The 14,343-nt window shown below is 63.4% G+C and carries 18 protein-coding genes; 8 read left to right on the top strand and 10 right to left on the bottom strand.

The genetic code is table 11. The features are described from left to right. Positions 1–124: 124 nt before the first annotated feature. The 4 genes from H9532_RS10545 to H9532_RS10530 all read left to right on the top strand — a co-directional run bounded on the left by H9532_RS10545 (position 125) and on the right by H9532_RS10530 (position 5,000). Positions 125–1,183 carry a hypothetical protein gene (locus H9532_RS10545; RefSeq protein ID WP_296368164.1) on the top strand — a complete coding sequence of 353 codons (1,059 nt, stop codon included), beginning with the start codon at positions 125–127 and terminating at the stop codon, positions 1,181–1,183. Positions 1,184–1,219: 36 nt separating this feature from the next. Beyond that, positions 1,220–2,920 carry a DnaB-like helicase C-terminal domain-containing protein gene (locus H9532_RS10540; protein ID WP_296368162.1) on the top strand — a complete coding sequence of 567 codons (1,701 nt, stop codon included), beginning with the start codon at positions 1,220–1,222 and terminating at the stop codon, positions 2,918–2,920. A gap of 5 nt (positions 2,921–2,925) precedes the next feature. After that, positions 2,926–4,599 (top strand): CHC2 zinc finger domain-containing protein, encoded by a 1,674-nt coding sequence (locus H9532_RS10535; RefSeq protein WP_296368160.1) that lies wholly within the window; start codon positions 2,926–2,928, stop codon positions 4,597–4,599. Between the two features lie 200 nt (positions 4,600–4,799). Then, positions 4,800–5,000: a hypothetical protein gene (locus H9532_RS10530; protein WP_296368158.1), complete on the top strand. Its 201-nt coding sequence runs from the start codon at positions 4,800–4,802 to the stop codon at positions 4,998–5,000. A gap of 414 nt (positions 5,001–5,414) precedes the next feature. Here H9532_RS10530 and H9532_RS10525 read toward each other — a convergent pair whose 3' ends face one another. The 6 genes from H9532_RS10525 to H9532_RS10500 form a co-directional block, all read right to left on the bottom strand. Further along, positions 5,415–6,068, bottom strand: a complete 654-nt coding sequence (locus H9532_RS10525; RefSeq protein ID WP_296368156.1) for a hypothetical protein — start codon at positions 6,066–6,068, stop codon at positions 5,415–5,417. 21 nt (positions 6,069–6,089) lie between these two features. Next, positions 6,090–7,190, bottom strand: coding sequence for a DUF4912 domain-containing protein (locus H9532_RS10520; protein WP_296368153.1), 1,101 nt, complete (start codon positions 7,188–7,190; stop codon positions 6,090–6,092). A gap of 113 nt (positions 7,191–7,303) precedes the next feature. After that, positions 7,304–7,516, bottom strand: coding sequence for a DUF2811 domain-containing protein (locus H9532_RS10515; protein ID WP_296368263.1), 213 nt, complete (start codon positions 7,514–7,516; stop codon positions 7,304–7,306). Positions 7,517–7,919: 403 nt separating this feature from the next. Beyond that, positions 7,920–8,261 carry a hypothetical protein gene (locus H9532_RS10510; RefSeq protein WP_296368151.1) on the bottom strand — a complete coding sequence of 114 codons (342 nt, stop codon included), beginning with the start codon at positions 8,259–8,261 and terminating at the stop codon, positions 7,920–7,922. Between the two features lie 68 nt (positions 8,262–8,329). Next, positions 8,330–8,767, bottom strand: a complete 438-nt coding sequence (locus tag H9532_RS10505; protein WP_296368150.1) for a hypothetical protein — start codon at positions 8,765–8,767, stop codon at positions 8,330–8,332. A gap of 29 nt (positions 8,768–8,796) precedes the next feature. Continuing rightward, on the bottom strand, positions 8,797–9,057 hold the full coding sequence (locus H9532_RS10500) for a cell division protein SepF (RefSeq protein ID WP_296368148.1): 261 nt from the start codon (positions 9,055–9,057) through the stop codon (positions 8,797–8,799). Between the two features lie 67 nt (positions 9,058–9,124). Here H9532_RS10500 and H9532_RS10495 point away from each other — a divergent pair, with 67 nt between their 5' ends. Together H9532_RS10495 and H9532_RS10490 are read left to right on the top strand one after the other, a co-directional pair. Next, the gene (locus tag H9532_RS10495; protein WP_296368145.1) at positions 9,125–9,442 is read left to right on the top strand and encodes a hypothetical protein; all 318 of its coding nucleotides are present in this window, start codon (positions 9,125–9,127) and stop codon (positions 9,440–9,442) included. A 237-nt stretch (positions 9,443–9,679) separates the two neighbouring features. After that, positions 9,680–9,886, top strand: a complete 207-nt coding sequence (locus tag H9532_RS10490) for a hypothetical protein (protein ID WP_296368143.1) — start codon at positions 9,680–9,682, stop codon at positions 9,884–9,886. Between the two features lie 59 nt (positions 9,887–9,945). Here H9532_RS10490 and rpaB read toward each other — a convergent pair whose 3' ends face one another. From rpaB to H9532_RS10470, 4 genes are all read right to left on the bottom strand, one after another. After that, a complete protein-coding gene (rpaB, locus tag H9532_RS10485; protein ID WP_296368141.1) occupies positions 9,946–10,710 on the bottom strand; it encodes a response regulator transcription factor RpaB in 765 nt (254 codons plus the stop codon). A 45-nt stretch (positions 10,711–10,755) separates the two neighbouring features. Then, positions 10,756–11,007, bottom strand: coding sequence for a DUF3136 domain-containing protein (locus H9532_RS10480; RefSeq protein WP_296368139.1), 252 nt, complete (start codon positions 11,005–11,007; stop codon positions 10,756–10,758). 564 nt (positions 11,008–11,571) lie between these two features. Further along, positions 11,572–12,030, bottom strand: coding sequence for a hypothetical protein (locus H9532_RS10475; protein ID WP_296368137.1), 459 nt, complete (start codon positions 12,028–12,030; stop codon positions 11,572–11,574). A gap of 193 nt (positions 12,031–12,223) precedes the next feature. Continuing rightward, a complete protein-coding gene (locus tag H9532_RS10470) occupies positions 12,224–12,409 on the bottom strand; it encodes a hypothetical protein (RefSeq protein ID WP_296368135.1) in 186 nt (61 codons plus the stop codon). A 130-nt stretch (positions 12,410–12,539) separates the two neighbouring features. Here H9532_RS10470 and H9532_RS10465 point away from each other — a divergent pair, with 130 nt between their 5' ends. Together H9532_RS10465 and H9532_RS10460 are read left to right on the top strand one after the other, a co-directional pair. Next, complete coding sequence (locus H9532_RS10465; RefSeq protein ID WP_296368133.1) at positions 12,540–13,559, top strand: GTP-binding protein; 1,020 nt, start codon at positions 12,540–12,542, stop codon at positions 13,557–13,559. Then, entirely contained in the window at positions 13,556–14,341 is a 786-nt protein-coding gene (locus H9532_RS10460) for a GTP-binding protein (protein ID WP_296368131.1), read from the top strand. The genes H9532_RS10465 and H9532_RS10460 overlap by 4 nt, the downstream gene beginning before the upstream one ends. Positions 14,342–14,343 lie beyond the last annotated feature (2 nt).

Below are 14,343 nucleotides of genomic sequence, written 5' to 3'. Positions count from 1 at the left end.
GAAGAGAGCCGGCTGCCTGGTTGTGTGCATGGAGCAGATCCAAGAAATCAAGGCCAGCACTGGGTTCTAGGGCACCGCTCGTAGCCTCTGGTGACCACCAAGCGCAGTTGTCGCTGCATCACCAATGCGCTTTTACGCCGTCAGCACAGAAGCCGTTGAACTCACCTTCCGGGCCCTCCAGAAGCTCGACCGTGAACGCAAGGGATCGCATCGACCCAGCCGTGCTTTGCGGGTGGCCACGCTCTTTGGGCATCTGCAATGCCGTGCTCGAGGAGGAACCAATGTTCAGGTGGGCTGCCGCCAACTTGCCGAAGCCTGGCATCTGCATCCGCGTGAAATCCGAGCCGATCTCCAGGATCTGGAAGCCATCGGCTGGTTGAGCTACACGAGCAGCACCACAGGGCTCTGTATCCGCCTGCATGAGCCCGAGGAGCATCTGGATCCAGGCCATGAGGGTGCTGATCTCGAGGCCGTGGATGACAGCCCTGTCGAGGAAATCCCAAGCAGGTCGGTGGAGCAAGCCAGCGCCGTTGTCCAGCCCCGAGGGATGACTCAGGTGGTGTCGGAACCCTCAGCTGAGCCCAAGCGTGCGCCGGTGCAGAGCCCATTGATCGCCCAGTTCGCCGCCACCTACAACCAGCACAAGCCCGAGACCTGGCCCGCCTACAAGCCCACGGGTAACGCTCTCGCGGGCCGGCTGCAGAAGGCGATCCGCCACGCCGGAGGCGCTGAGGCCTTCTGGTCGGTGCTGATCCAGGCACTACAGCGCATGCCTGAGTTCTGGCGCGTGACCTACCCCCAGGGCCGTAGCGGTGTGGATTGCGCCACGGCGTTGTTCACCGCCGATCGCAAGGCAGCAGGACTGGGTGAGGAGCTTTGGCATGTCTTCTGTTGGGGCGTTGCTGATGCGGCTCAATACACCGGACGGCCCTACAGCGGCATCGGTGGGAACACTCCAGGAGTGGGCCACAACCGCCCGGCTGCCATCTCGGGCTACCACCCCGACCATCGCCATGCCTGCAAGCTTCTTCTCTGGGATGGCCATGAGTGGAAGGGGCGTGGCATGGAGGCCACCAAGCTCCCGGCGAGCGAACTGCAACGTCTGGCGGAAATCCTGGAAGCAGCCGGTTTCGGCATACCCGGCAAAGCCGCTGAACAGTTCGGCCAGGAGACCAAGCGCTGAATCCAGGGCCCACACGTCCCATCGCTGATCACCGCCATGTCCACCAACCCAAACACCAACCCCGGCGCCGGTAACAACGACCCCGGCAACGAGGAGCTCAAAACCACCATCCCTGGTGGTTTTGATCCGGCGCTGCTCCAGCGGATGATCGATGAGGGGGTCTTCCTGGAAACAGCAGCCGGCCTGATCCCAGCGGAGAAGCCCACCCTGCCGGCGAACCATTCGCTGGTGGAGCACGAGAAGAATCTCCTGGCGGCTGTGTTGGTGGGTACCGACGACCAACGCGAGCGCTGGGGGCAGTTCCGCCGGGCCATCGGTCTGCGCTTTGACGAGGTGGTGCCGGGCTCGATCTGGAGTCAGCCGGGCCTGCGCGCGCTGGCGTTGGAGATCGATGAGCTCTTCCGCGGGCGCCGCGACATTGATGTGCTCAATGCCAACGCCATCCGAGAAGACGTACGTCAACGCGCCCTGGACGGCCGTTTCCGCGGCTCCTTGCTGCAGATGGAGGAGGCGCTGTCTGAGGTGATCGCCTGGGGTGATGACGGCCTCATCCACCCCGAGCTGGACTTCACCATCGCCTGCCGGTTGTTCCAGAGCGCCAAGGCCAGGGGGCTGTTCTATCCAGGGCTGCGCAAGCTCCTGGCGCGGGAGCAGGTCGACACCCTGATCGATGGCGAACTGGAGAGCTGCCGTGAGCTGTTGAACGACGCCACCTCGATCACTGCGGGTCGCTACCGCCAGAGCTTCCAGGTGTGCAGGCCGAGCGATGCCGGCCGCGAATGCCTCGCTCTGGCTTCTTTACCCGCCGATAGGCGCCCCAAACCGATCTCCACCGGCATCCCCTCGCTGGACGTCGACATGCGCGGTGGTGTGATCCCAGGGACCGGCGACAGCACCTGGGTGTTGGCCGCGCGATCGGGTGTGGGCAAGACCACCGTGGGCATTGCAGCGGCGATGGGCCTGGCCTTTAACGGTGCCTCGGTGCTCGTGCTCTCCTGCGAATTGAGCCGCCGCGCCATCGGTGCTCGCCTGCTGGCCAATTACTGCCGCAAGGCCAGTGGCGTCTTCTCATCCCGCTACTCAGCCAACGAACTGGAGGGCCGCGGTGATGTGATCGAGGGCCGTGACCTGGAGCAGCTCCAGCAGCTTGCAGCGCAGTTCTCCGATGGCATCGCCCCCAATGGCGAGCGCATGGGTGAGGTGCTGTACCAGAGCAAATTCGCGGCCACGGTGGAGGAGCTGGCAGCGCTGGTGGAGGACTGCAAGAGCGCCAACCCCAATCTCTCGGCGGTGTTCTTGGATCACTTCCACGCCATGGGTCCCACCCCCGGTTTTGGGAGCAACACCACCGCCGAACTGGCCGCCAGGGCAACGGCCATCAAAGCGATCGCTGGCCGCTGTGAACTCGACATGTTCGTGGTGGCGCAGCTGAACCGCGGCGCTTACGGCAACCCCACGGGCCCCGATGTCTCCCACCTGGCGGGGACCTCAGAACTGGAGCGTTATGCCTCAGCGGTGTGGCTGATCGATCGGCCCAAGCTCGATGAATTCACACCGGCTCAGCCGGGTCTGCTTGAGGTGCACCACGGCAAATATCGCTACGGCCAGATGGCCGGTGGATCTGACCTGAGCAAGACCACCATCCGGATGGACCGGAGCCACTGCTACCTGGAGGGCGATGAGGCCCGCAAGCTGTTCATTGGCAGTGATCTGTACCCCGGCGTGGAGTGCCTCTGATGCCCATGCTCTCCAACACCATCGACAGCGCTAGCGGCAAAGCCGCCCACCATCGGGTGGTTGCAGGAGCAGTCCGGCGTGCACCCAGTGGGCACCCCACCGTGCGCCCGTCTGGGTTGCTCACACCGGCGGTGCTGGAGAGCGTGCGGGAGCGGGCCCAGATCACGGATCTCTTTGGGCCCACTGAGCTCAAGCGCAGCGGCCGGGAGTTTTTGGCTCGCTGCCCCTGGCACGACGATCGCCGGCCCTCGTTGTTGGTCAGCCCCACCCGCAACCGGGTGCATTGCTTTGTCTGCGGCAAAGGCACCGATGCCATCGGCTGGCTGCAGGACAGGCAGGGCCTGAGCTTTCAAGAAGCCGTGCTCGAACTGGCGCGCCGCACCGGCGTGAGCGTGGCGGAGGGTGATCCAGAGGCGCAGGAGCGCTTTGAGCAGGAGTGGCGCGAGCGCCGGCAACTGATGGCTCAGCGCACCGAACAGCGCCAGCAATTCCACCAAGCCCTGTTGCATCAGCTGGAGCAGGGAAGTGAGGGAGCGGATTACCTCCGGGCCCGTGGCATCAGCCATGAGACCGCGCGCAAATGGCAGCTGGGCATCGCTGGCGGTCGGCTGACGATCCCCCTCAACGACGCCTCCGGCCAGACCGTGGGATTCTGCGGCCGCGCCACTGGCAACCAAGAGCCCAAATACCGCAACAGCACAGGAGATCTGCTCTTTCAGCGCAATGGAGTGGTCTTCGGGCTGGATCAAGCCGCAGAGGCGATCTGCAAGCAAGGCACCGCGCTGTTGGTGGAAGGTCCGCTGGATGTAATCCAGCTCCACCAGGCCGGGTTCACCCAAGCGGTGGCCTGCCTGGGCACGAGCGTCTCGGAGTTGCAGCTGCAGCTCCTCAGGCGCCAGGGGATGAAGCACCTTTTGATTGGTCTTGATGGAGACAGCGCCGGCCAGGCCGCCACGGAGCGCTTGGTCGAGCAGCTGCAAACACAGCTGACCTCAGGAGGTCTGAGTGCCTCGGTCGTCCAGCTGCCGGAGGGAGAGGACGCCGATGGACTCATCAGAAGCCAGGGAGCCACCGCCCTTGAGGGCCTGATTGCTTCTGCCCGGCACTGGCTGGAATGGCGCCTGGATCGCATCCTCGCTCCCCTGGCCGCAGACAGTGCTTCCCGATCACTGGAGACGCTCCAGGCCGTGGAGCAGGCCGGTCAGGCCCTGATCGAGCAACTTGCTGATGGGGTGTTGCGCCGCTCGGCTGAGCAGCGGCTGACAGTTGCCCTGCAAGGCGTTAACAGCCACCAGGAGTCGATCGCCGCAGCGATCCCGCCATCCACGCTGGCAGAGCAAGCGCTCCCGACAGCGCGCCAGCGCCTGGAGCGACGTGTGGTGCAGTTGGCGATCCATGCCCCCCAGTGCCTGTTCATGCTCACCTCACTGCCCGTGCGGGATGGGGCCTGCCGTGCGGCGTTCGACTGGGTGCAGAACACGGCCATGACGGTGCCACCGGAACAGCTGCCAGAGGCACTGCTGCGGCTGGTGCCACAGATCTCCGGTGCCACGGGCGCTCTGCTCGCTCAGGCCATCGCGCCCGGCGCGGACATCATCCGGCTGTTGCACAGTCAGCCGGAGGCCGAGTTCGAGGCCTTGGCCAATGCGCTGGATCCCGATCCCCGGCTGCCTGAGTGACTTCAGCGAAGCCTTCAGGATTCAGCGGATCGATCTGATCCTGCCCTTGCACTGCGCCAGTCACCTGAGCCATGAGTGAGCAGTGCTCGCTACACGAGCCAGCCAGGGGTGGTCATCACCCCTTGGTTTGTCTTCTCGTCGGCGCCCGGGCTGCACTCCTCACACCGCAGCCCACCCCATTCATCGGTCGGAGCCCAGCAGTGACAGCGTTTTCCGTGTTCTTCTGCGATCAGGAGCGCTGCAGCATTCAGCCGGTGCGGGCGATGGACCCCGACCACGCCATTGACCAGGTGCGCAGGCAAGTTCCTGATCTGCGCCGGGTGGCGGTTGTTCCTGATGAACTGCTCGAGGGCGTAGATCCGCAGCAACTGCTGCGGGAGTGGGTTCAAGCCAGAAGCTGAACAGCATTGCTACGAACCGGGTTCTCCTCAGCAGTGAACAGCCCGGGTGGCGGCCACCGGCTTCTGAGATGCCACCTTCGTTGTTCCCACTGCCAAGTAGTAGGTCAGCTGCGCGGGCTGTAGCTCACTCAAACCTGCCTTTGGAGGAGGACGCTTGTGTCTGCCGAGACCGCAGAAGTGGTTTCGCCCACTGAGCGCAGTGCCTCGCTATCGGCGCAGCTCTGCAGGGCTCGCCGCCTCTGGATCGCGCCCGCTTAACCGGCGTTAGCTAGGGCGACTTTCAGCATCAGAAAACCCATCAACGCTGAGGCACTGAGCAGGGAGAGCGTTTTGGCCACAGCGCTGGGCGGAGATGACAAACCTAAAGCAATTCCAAATAAATCTTGGTTCTGGGTTTGCTGGCCTCCGCAGCGATCAGGGTTTGGTGGCTGATGGCTTTTGCGGTGAGGTTGCTGTTGGTTTTTTGCTTGCCGGAGTGGGATTAGGGGTCACGGCTGGCGGCGGCGCTGGTTGTGGTTTGGGGATCGGCTTGGCGTTGGCGCACAGGCTCGCCACCATCAGGTCTTCTCCGCCGCGCTCTTTGGATTCCGAGGCGGCATAAGGAAGACGCCAGCCACTCCAGGCCTGCTCACCAGTTTTGACACTGAGCTTGAGCGTGTCGCAATGCACAGCCACGCTGGCCGTGGCAGCGGATCCATCGGGTGTGGTGGCGGTTTCCGGGCCGCATTTCACGCTGGTGGTGCGTACGCCGTCTGCCATCAATTTCCAGCCAGCCCAGTCGTAACGGCAGGCTCCAAAGGCCTGCCAGCGTGGTGCCTTGAGCGCGTTGATCTTCTGCAGCTGCGCTTTTTCTTTCTCGCTCAGTCCCGTGGCATCAACGGCTGGGGCCGTTGTGGTGGGCGCAGCGGCGCCAGCGCCTGTGCCTGAGGTGGGGGCTGGTTCTTTGCTCTCGGTGCTCTCGACTGCCGCCGGAGCCTCCTGGGCGTTGGCAGTGGCCAGCGGAGCAGCGCACAGCGCCATGGCGGCGACTAGGAGCAGAGGGCCTCGAGCCACGCCCGTGCGCTTCATGGATGGATCAGGTTTGAGGGATCAGAACCACTCGAGCACGGCATCTTCTTTGCAGTTCACCCGTGCTGCAGGAGTGCGGCGCTCGAATTCCAGGCGAATCGAGCGCTCCTGCTCACCATCGGCCGCCACCGCACGGATCGGGTATAGCTGCTCGCCATCGCGGAAGGGCACATGCACCCGGAACGTGCCATCGGCCTCCAGCGGAATCTCTTGATCACCGATCGAGAGGCGTGCGCTGGGTTCAGTGGCGCCGTAAACGATCAGCTCCGCATCAGCCACCAGCCAGAAGGAGCGGGGCCGCACGATGCCGCTGCCTGATTCACTGCGGCCGCTGGCCCAGAGGCCGGCGCCGGAATCGTTGAGGGCGCCGCTGCGCGCGGAATCCTGGTCCCACTCATGCAGCACTTCTGATCCCACGCGGCGGCTGCGCAGGGTGCCTGCGGTGGCCAGTTGATAGATCCGCTCGTGCTCCACCCCACCACTCACCACCGGCTGAGCGGCGGCCATCACGGGTGCCTCAAGCGAGAAGGGCACAAAAGCATCGGCCACCACGGCCGCAGGCTCCAGCGCCGGCATCCGCGCCGCCGAGGAGGTGGCCAAGGAGAACCAACCGCCGCTCTGGGTGCGGTAACCGAGTTCCACGCGGTAATCGCGGTCGCTCACGGGCATCGGCAGGTGCCATTCCGTAGCGCCGCTGCTCACCACCAGCTCCTGCAGGGTGTGGGGGTGGGCGGCGCCCAAAGGCAAGCCGGTCACATCCGCTACCCGCAGCGCCAGTTGCGTGGCACCCGCGGCGTTGGCGCGCTCCTGATCCCTGCTGCTGATCTCCCAGAACACATAGCCCCACTGGGGATCACGAGGCAGGAAGGTGATGTGGCTGGGCAGCTCTGGCGAGGCTGCAGAAGGAGAAGAAGTAGCGGTTGACTCCAGCTTTTCGGGAGCCGTGATCACCGCAGTTCTTGAGGCCTCCGATTCGCTCATCGCCTCAATCAGGCCCTCTTTGTTCAAGCGGCTGTAGCCGCCGAGGCCGATGCGTTTAGCCAGCTCCCGCAGTTGGATCAACGTGCGGCCGCCCAGCTCACTGAGGCTGTTGCCGTTGAACTCACCACCAGAAGCCGCCATCTCACCCAACTGCAATATGGCTGGATGATGGCCTTGCGTTCGGCTCTTCTGCGGGCTGCGTCAGCAGATCGGAATCGCTGGGGAGCATGGCCAGTACTGGCTTCCGAGCGGTCTCAGTGCGCGGCGATCTCGGGTTTGCGGAACAGGCCATCGAGGTAGTGGCGCACCACCGGCTTGTCCTGACAGCCCTGTTGAAAGAGGAAGCCCGCCAGGGCTGATTGCATCAGCCGGTACTGATCCCACTGGGGGTGCTGTTCGATGAATCCCACCATCGAATCGAATAAATCAGCCGGGAATTGGTTTTCCACACTCACGTGCGGAGCCATTGCGTCAGGAACCTCTGCCAACCAACACCTCATCCGATCACCAACCCATCAGCGCATAGCGGTGGTTGCGGCGTCAAAAGGTGCTGCTTCAAGAGGGGCGCAGGAGTCCCAGTGCAGGACTGACTGCGCTGCAGGGCATGTGAGGGATGCATGGCCTGACCCCTTGCTTGGCTCGCCGGTGCAGGCGCGGACTGTCAAGGGGGAGAACATTTTTCCGGAAGCATTCCTGGAGATGCGCTTGACAGCTTGAGTCTGTCGTTGGTCGCATGTGGAAAAACTGTGGAAAAAGTGCGCGGCCCTGTGAGTTGATCCACGGTTGAGGGGTGCTGATCAATCGCAGCCGCCGATCAAGCAATCGCGATCAGCGGCATCAACGATGCAGGCACCCCCTAGACAGATGGCCTCAGCGCAGCGCCTGCATGGGCGTGGTGGTGACGCAGTTCAACTGCTCGTGCAGCGTCAGTCGGCCGGACTGGCGCGACCAGCGGAAGCGTTGCAACGCACCGGCCTGCCACAGCCATCCCTTGGCCTGTCCCTGGCGTGCATCCCAGCGCCACTCCACCAAATTGCCGCTGCCGAGTCCGTTGTTCTCAAGGCTCTGCAGCAGCTCCAGGCGGATCTGGTTGGGGCGGAGGCGATCACAGCACTGGCCTTCGAGCGCAGAGGGCACAGGCTGATCGAGAACCCAGGCACCGATCTGCGCCAGGGCGGCCTTGATGCGTGGAGCGGGACGATGCTGCTGCATGGCGCCAAGGCAACTACCCCACCTTGCAAGCGCTACTTGCCGAAAAGCAGTGTGTCAGTCGTGCAACGTCACAACTGCTGCTCATGCGCCCGGGGAAGCCCGCTTGGGCGGGAAGTGCTGATGCGTTCCAAGGGCCCGTCCCGATCGGAGCGGTACTGCAACACGCTCTCGGGCAGCAGTTGTGCGAGGCGCTGCAGGATCTGCTCATGCACGCTCTGGGTCAGGGGTGCACCTGTGCCCATGCCTTCTCGGCTGGTGACCAACACGAGCAGTTCACCGCGGCCCTTGAGCTCGAGCAACACCTGCACAGGCACAGCCGCACTGCTGGGCATCAAGCCGAGGGAGGCATTGCGCTGATCCAGCCAGGTGAAGGTGCCTGCGCTGCCTGGATCCAGCTGCTCGAGCACCAGACGCAGCTCTCGATCGCCAGGCACTCCCGTGAGGATCGCTTCCAGGCGGGCCAAGCGCTGCGGATCGAGGGAGTTCGATTGTGCCTGCTCCAGCACACCACGGGCTGGTTGATGAACCGATGGGTTCAGCTCTGGCTGACCGTCACGCCAGCTGGAGCAAACAAAAAGGTGCACTCCCCGATGCGCTCGACCTGACCATCAAGAGCGCTGACTGCGCCGGAAAGGAAATCGATGATGCGCTGGGCTTCCTCCGGTGCGGTGTCATCGAGTTGGAGCAGCACGCAATGGCGTTGGCGGATGGCCTCCACCGCCCCTTGGGCGTCGCTGAGCTTGCGGCTGCGCAGGATCGTGACCTGCGGAAGCCACACGCCAAACGGTGTGTCCATGCGGCAGACCGCCAATCCCTCAGACAGTGTTGTTGAACACCCTCGGAGCCCTCGCCAGGCGACAAGGATGGTTTCGCAACTGGTGGAAGGGCGGGAGATGACGGGTGCTGTTACAAGGGTTCGTGTCCAGCACTACCACGTGCCTGCGGAGCGCCGCTACCGGTTGATTGATGGCTGCTGCGAACCCCATGCGCAGCTCGATGGTGAGTATCAGAGCATCGATGACGCGATCGCTGAGGCCATCGATTGGTTGCTGGCATCGACCGGCGGCGATGCGACCAGCTCGATTGGCGTTGAGGTGTGCACCGGCAATGGCGACTGGCGCACCTGCCGCTTGCCGATGCCGCTGCTCTGTTCGCTATCAGGTGGCGCTGAGAGTCCTTGAAATCTGGTGAATCAGCTCAGATTCACCAGATCCATCAGTGTGCTCTTGCCGTGCTCGCGTGTGCTCCCGCTGACAGCCCATGGCGCGACTTGAGCCTCTTGATCAACGTTTTGATCAACGTTGCAACAGTTGATCTGCCTCTGCAGTGGGATTACCACAACATTGACCATGACAACAGAACCAAATCCCAGAGTCTCCGACTCAGGGCTGACACCAATCTCTGGTAGTGCTCACACCATGACCAGCGAATCGGCCTATCGAAAGCTTGAACGGGGTTATCGCGCATCGGAGCAGTACGCTGCGATGCAACAGCGCTACCCGCAACTGCGCTTCTGGATCGCACGCTGTGATCCCTCAGATCTGGTGGCTGACCCTCATCCACGGTCCATACCATCGCAGGCTTCACCGGCGCTGCAATGGGAGCGCAGCCACGGCGAATGCTGAGTATCTCGAGCAATTTGCTGGGGCCTCAATTCGCTGCGGTTATGCCATCGCTTGGATGATCAGGCAGCTGATGCGGCTTCTGCTGCAACGCTGCTTTGCAGCCGTTGGAACATATACCCCTGCCCCCGAGCCGTCATGATCAATTCCGGGTTTTCTGGATCCTCTTCCAGCTTGGCGCGCAGACGTGAGATGTGCACATCCACCACCCGGCTATCGGAGGCCTTGCCGGGCTTGTAACCCCACACCTTCTCAAGCATGTCGAGGCGGTTGATCGGTTCGCCGTGGTGGCTGATCAACAGCTCCAGCAAGTGAAATTCCATCCCAGTCAGGCGGATGCGCTCGCCGCAGCGGAAGGCCTGCCGGCGATTGAAATCAACGCTGAGATCACCAACCGCGATCACATTGGAGCTGGCTGAGCCGACGCCGGATCCGCCCTGGCCCTGGCTTGCCCTGCGCATCACGCAGTGGATACGCGCCTCCAGCTCCTTGGGGGAGAAGGGTTTAACCATGTAATCGTCGGCGCCCAGCTGCAGCCCAGTGATGCGATCGGCCACATCGCCCAGGGCGGTGAGCATGATCACCGGCACTTCCGATTGCGCTCGGATGCGCTCGAGCACCGCAAAGCCATCGAGCTCGGGCATCATCACGTCGAGCACCACCACATCGGGTTCAACGCTGCGGAACAGCTCCAGTGCTTCTGCGCCATCTTGAGCAGAAGCCACCTGGTGGCCTTGCATCGCCAGGCGTGTTTCAAGGATGCGGCGGATGTTGGCTTCGTCGTCGGCAATCAGGATCTTGAGCGGCTCTTGAATGGTCTCCGGCATAGAAGGATTCGACTCAGGTGGTGAATAAACAGATGGCGGCGGTCGTCAGCCAGCCAGCGCTTGCTGTTGGTCCACATCCCGCTTGACCATGGCGTAATGCACCACTGGGTCGCGGTATTGACGCGGCAGGGTGGTGTGCAGCAACTGCAGGCGATCCCAGCAAACCGTGCGTTGGATTTTGTTCAGCGACGTTCCGTCTTGCACCAACATCCGCAAGGCCTTGCAATACGCCGGGTAGCTCGCTTCTAATTGAGCCACGGTGAGTGCCGGAGCTGCTGCGGTCTTGATCGACTTCATCAGTGCTAGTAACAGCCGCTCGCGGGCTGAATCCGAGCGAACCTACGTGTCCTGAGGTCAGCACAGGAGTCTTGACAGACTGAGACGCCTATGCTGCTCAAGTGGTCTTTTGTCGCTCGCGCTACATCAGGCCGGGCCAAAGCGAGTGACAGCCTGATGCACGTCTGAATACGGGTAGCAATCTAAAGAAATCCCAAAGAAGTACTGCGTGGTGCTTCCGCGGTGGATTCTGCGGTCTGCAAGCAACAGAAAGCCCTCGGCGGGTGAACCGAGGGTTCTCCGGAGCGGCCGGGCGAGGGAGACGTGGCGCTCAAGCAGGTGCGGCTGTCTCGTCGGCACCTGCGCCGATTGTGTGTCCGCTTGGCTGCTGCGTCATCCCCGTGCAACGAATGCTCACCCTTGATCGCTGCAGGGTCAGGACGCAGCAAGAGCTTGCGCTTGGGCCATCACCTGAGCCATGAGTGAGCGGTGCTCGTCCACCCACCGGGAGAGGTCCTCACCCCTCGGCAGTCCTATGGCGCAGCACCGGGCCGCACTCCTCACACCGCGGCCCCCCTCTTGTTCTCACCAAGGCAGCGGCCCCCGACCAGCCGCGGCGTTGCAGCCCACCTGGGAGCCGAGAAGTGCACCGAGGGGAATCGCCCAGGCGCGGCCGTCATCCCGTGACATGGCGTAGGCGACAGCGCCACCACCGAGGCCACCGATCAAGCGGCCGGTGTTGCAGCGCTGGGCCTGTTGCTCTGGGGTGAGGGGCGGGGTGCCATAGGCCTGATACCCGTTGCCTGTTTGTGCGCCGTAGCCCGAGCCGTAGCTCTGACTTGAATTGCCCGTCCACCACGGGCGCGGCGCTGGTGGCGCAGCGGCCGGATAGTCCTGAACGCTGCCAGTCCAGCGCGATTGCGGGATGGGCCAGGGGCGTGCCATTGCCATCTGCGGCAGCAATGCGCTGATGGCTGCGGAGACGCCGAGGCAGCTGAGCGCCGTCCGTTGCAGCCAACAGCGCGAAAGCGGGGAGCCGGTCATGTCGTTTGTGGTGGTGTGTGAGGAGGCCAGAGGGCAGCGGCGCTGCTTGACCTGTCACCAGCCAAATCCGATCTGCCAGAAGAAGGGTGACTGAACCTTGATCAGGATCTGACCAGATGCGACCGACTCTCGACCTCGACGTTGTTGATCGAGGCTGTCCACAGTCTTGGATCCATCCCCCGGACGCCTTCGGTCAGGACTGCGACCTGAGGTACGCCTCGATCATCAGCTCCATACCCTTCTGGGTGCGGCCATGGCGGCGAAGGCCTTGATCGGCCCAGGCCTGGTCCAGCTGTTCGCGCAGGGCCTCCGGAATCCAGCAGGAGAGCATCACTTTGCCGTCGCGACTGGAGGTGCAACGGCGCTCGGTCGTGGTCATGGAACTGTTGTGCACATGTGCACAAACTACGATCCCGTCGCCGAGCTCGTGGCATCCCCTGGTCAGAGGGGCCCTTGATCGCCCAGAATGAAAACCGTTCTCACAGGTGTCGGGTTCGATGGAGCGGCAGATGGCTCAGATCCCGGTCACGGTGCTCACCGGCTTTCTGGGCGCCGGTAAAACCACGCTGCTCAATCACATCCTGAGCAACCAGCAAGGCCTGCGCAGCGCCGTGCTCGTGAATGAATTCGGTGAGGTGGGCATCGACAACGAGCTGGTGGTGGCCACCAGTGACCAGATGGTGGAGCTCAGCAATGGCTGCATCTGCTGCTCCATCAATGGGGAACTGCAGGATGCCGTCCATCGCGTCCTGGAGCGCCCGGAGCCCCTGGATTTGATCGTGGTGGAAACCACGGGGCTGGCCAATCCCCTGCCGGTGGCCATGACCTTCATGGCCGGCGACCTGCGGGATCACCTACGCCTGGATTCGATCATCACCCTGATCGATGCCGAACACTTCAGCGCGACGTCCCTGGACAGCCCGATCGCCCGTGCCCAGGTGGTCTACGGCGACATCCTCCTGCTGAATAAGACGGACCTGGTGGATGAGGCTCGTCTGGCGGAGGTTGAGGCGGAGCTGCGGGCGATCAAAACCGACGCCCGCATCCTGCGGGCCAGTCGTGGGGATGTGCCGCTGGGATTGCTGCTGAGCGTGGGCTTGTTCGAGAGCGATCGCTTGGCCGCCTTGCAGGCGCGAGAGGACGACCACGCGACACACCAACATCACGACCACCACGACCATCACCATCACCATCACCACGACGCAGGGGGCCATGACCACGCGCACACCCCGGAGCTGGAGGGGTTCAGTTCGGTGAGCCTCTCGGTTGAGGCCCCCTTCCATCTGCGTCGCTTCCAGGACTTCCTCGACAACCAGTTGCCGGAATCGGTGTTTCGCGCCAAGGGCGTGCTCTGGTTCCGTGAGAGCGATCGCCGCCACCTCTTTCACCTTTGCGGCAAACGCTTCACCATTGACGATTCCGACTGGCCTGAGCAGCAGGCGCGCCACACCAAGGTGGTGGTGATCGGCAAGGATCTCGATCAGCCCACCCTCAAGGCCCAGCTTGAGGCCTGTGTCGCGGCGCCATGAGCCACACCGTGCTCCTTTCCGGGCCGCCTGGCTGCGGCAAGACCACGTGGATCCTCAGTCAGATCCAGAGCTATCGCGGCCCCAGTGGTTATCTGCGGGTCACCGGGTATCCCGATGAAGGCCTTGCTCAGGCCCGAGACGGTGGTCTCGATCTGGCCTATCTGCGCGACCAGTGTCCGGATCTGCTGGATCTGGGCGACCTTGATCAGGCCTTGGCCCCGCATCCCGCCGACCTGCTCGCCCTGATCGAATTGCCTCAGTTTCATCCCCCTGCGCAGCCAGGCCTGGCGGGTGTGGATCGGCGGGTCATGCCCCAGCTGCAAGCCCTGCATCTCAACCCCGATCGCCATCTGCATTTCGGTCGAGACCCTGAGCTGCCCCGACAGGACACGCTGGACTTCAGCCATCTGCAGGCCTGGAGCCTGAACCTCAACGCCACCGTCTGGGATCCCGACAGCCTGAGCAGCTTCTGGTTCGAACTCGTGAATGGGGCCTATGGCGATGTGTACCGCGCCAAAGCCCTGATGAACCTGCCGGACGGCCGGGCCTTCTTCTGCAACTGGATGGTCAGCCAGGAGGGATCTCAGTTCCTGCCCCTGCAAACGCTCGCCCCACCTGACGGTCGCCCGGAGCGCCTTTCGCGCCTGGTGGTTCAGGGGAGGGACCTTGACCCAGCGGCGATCGAGGCGACCGTGCGCGACTGCCTGCTCAGTGATGCCGTGCTCGAGCTGCAACAGGCTCCCCTGCGCCAACGCCACACCCCACCCACTCGTTCTGCCTGATC

Source organism: Vulcanococcus sp. Clear-D1 (assembly GCF_014654725.1).
In the GTDB taxonomy this organism is placed as follows: Bacteria; Cyanobacteriota; Cyanobacteriia; order PCC-6307; family Cyanobiaceae; genus Vulcanococcus.
This window is presented reverse-complemented; position numbering and strand designations above follow the sequence as displayed.

Excerpts from the sequence above, each read along its gene's own strand:
- H9532_RS10545 (WP_296368164.1), top strand. The coding sequence starts at position 125 with ATGCGCTTTTACGCCGTCAGCACAGAAGCCGTTGAACTCACCTTCCGG.
- H9532_RS10540 (WP_296368162.1), top strand. The coding sequence starts at position 1,220 with ATGTCCACCAACCCAAACACCAACCCCGGCGCCGGTAACAACGACCCC.
- H9532_RS10535 (WP_296368160.1), top strand. The coding sequence starts at position 2,926 with ATGCTCTCCAACACCATCGACAGCGCTAGCGGCAAAGCCGCCCACCAT.
- H9532_RS10525 (WP_296368156.1), bottom strand. The coding sequence starts at position 6,068 with ATGAAGCGCACGGGCGTGGCTCGAGGCCCTCTGCTCCTAGTCGCCGCC.
- H9532_RS10520 (WP_296368153.1), bottom strand. The coding sequence starts at position 7,190 with ATGGCGGCTTCTGGTGGTGAGTTCAACGGCAACAGCCTCAGTGAGCTG.
- H9532_RS10515 (WP_296368263.1), bottom strand. The coding sequence starts at position 7,516 with ATGGCTCCGCACGTGAGTGTGGAAAACCAATTCCCGGCTGATTTATTC.
- H9532_RS10510 (WP_296368151.1), bottom strand. The coding sequence starts at position 8,261 with ATGCAGCAGCATCGTCCCGCTCCACGCATCAAGGCCGCCCTGGCGCAG.
- H9532_RS10500 (WP_296368148.1), bottom strand. The coding sequence starts at position 9,057 with ATGGACACACCGTTTGGCGTGTGGCTTCCGCAGGTCACGATCCTGCGC.
- H9532_RS10495 (WP_296368145.1), top strand. The coding sequence starts at position 9,125 with ATGGTTTCGCAACTGGTGGAAGGGCGGGAGATGACGGGTGCTGTTACA.
- H9532_RS10490 (WP_296368143.1), top strand. The coding sequence starts at position 9,680 with ATGACCAGCGAATCGGCCTATCGAAAGCTTGAACGGGGTTATCGCGCA.
- rpaB (WP_296368141.1), bottom strand. The coding sequence starts at position 10,710 with ATGCCGGAGACCATTCAAGAGCCGCTCAAGATCCTGATTGCCGACGAC.
- H9532_RS10480 (WP_296368139.1), bottom strand. The coding sequence starts at position 11,007 with ATGAAGTCGATCAAGACCGCAGCAGCTCCGGCACTCACCGTGGCTCAA.
- H9532_RS10475 (WP_296368137.1), bottom strand. The coding sequence starts at position 12,030 with ATGACCGGCTCCCCGCTTTCGCGCTGTTGGCTGCAACGGACGGCGCTC.
- H9532_RS10470 (WP_296368135.1), bottom strand. The coding sequence starts at position 12,409 with ATGACCACGACCGAGCGCCGTTGCACCTCCAGTCGCGACGGCAAAGTG.
- H9532_RS10465 (WP_296368133.1), top strand. The coding sequence starts at position 12,540 with ATGGCTCAGATCCCGGTCACGGTGCTCACCGGCTTTCTGGGCGCCGGT.
- H9532_RS10460 (WP_296368131.1), top strand. The coding sequence starts at position 13,556 with ATGAGCCACACCGTGCTCCTTTCCGGGCCGCCTGGCTGCGGCAAGACC.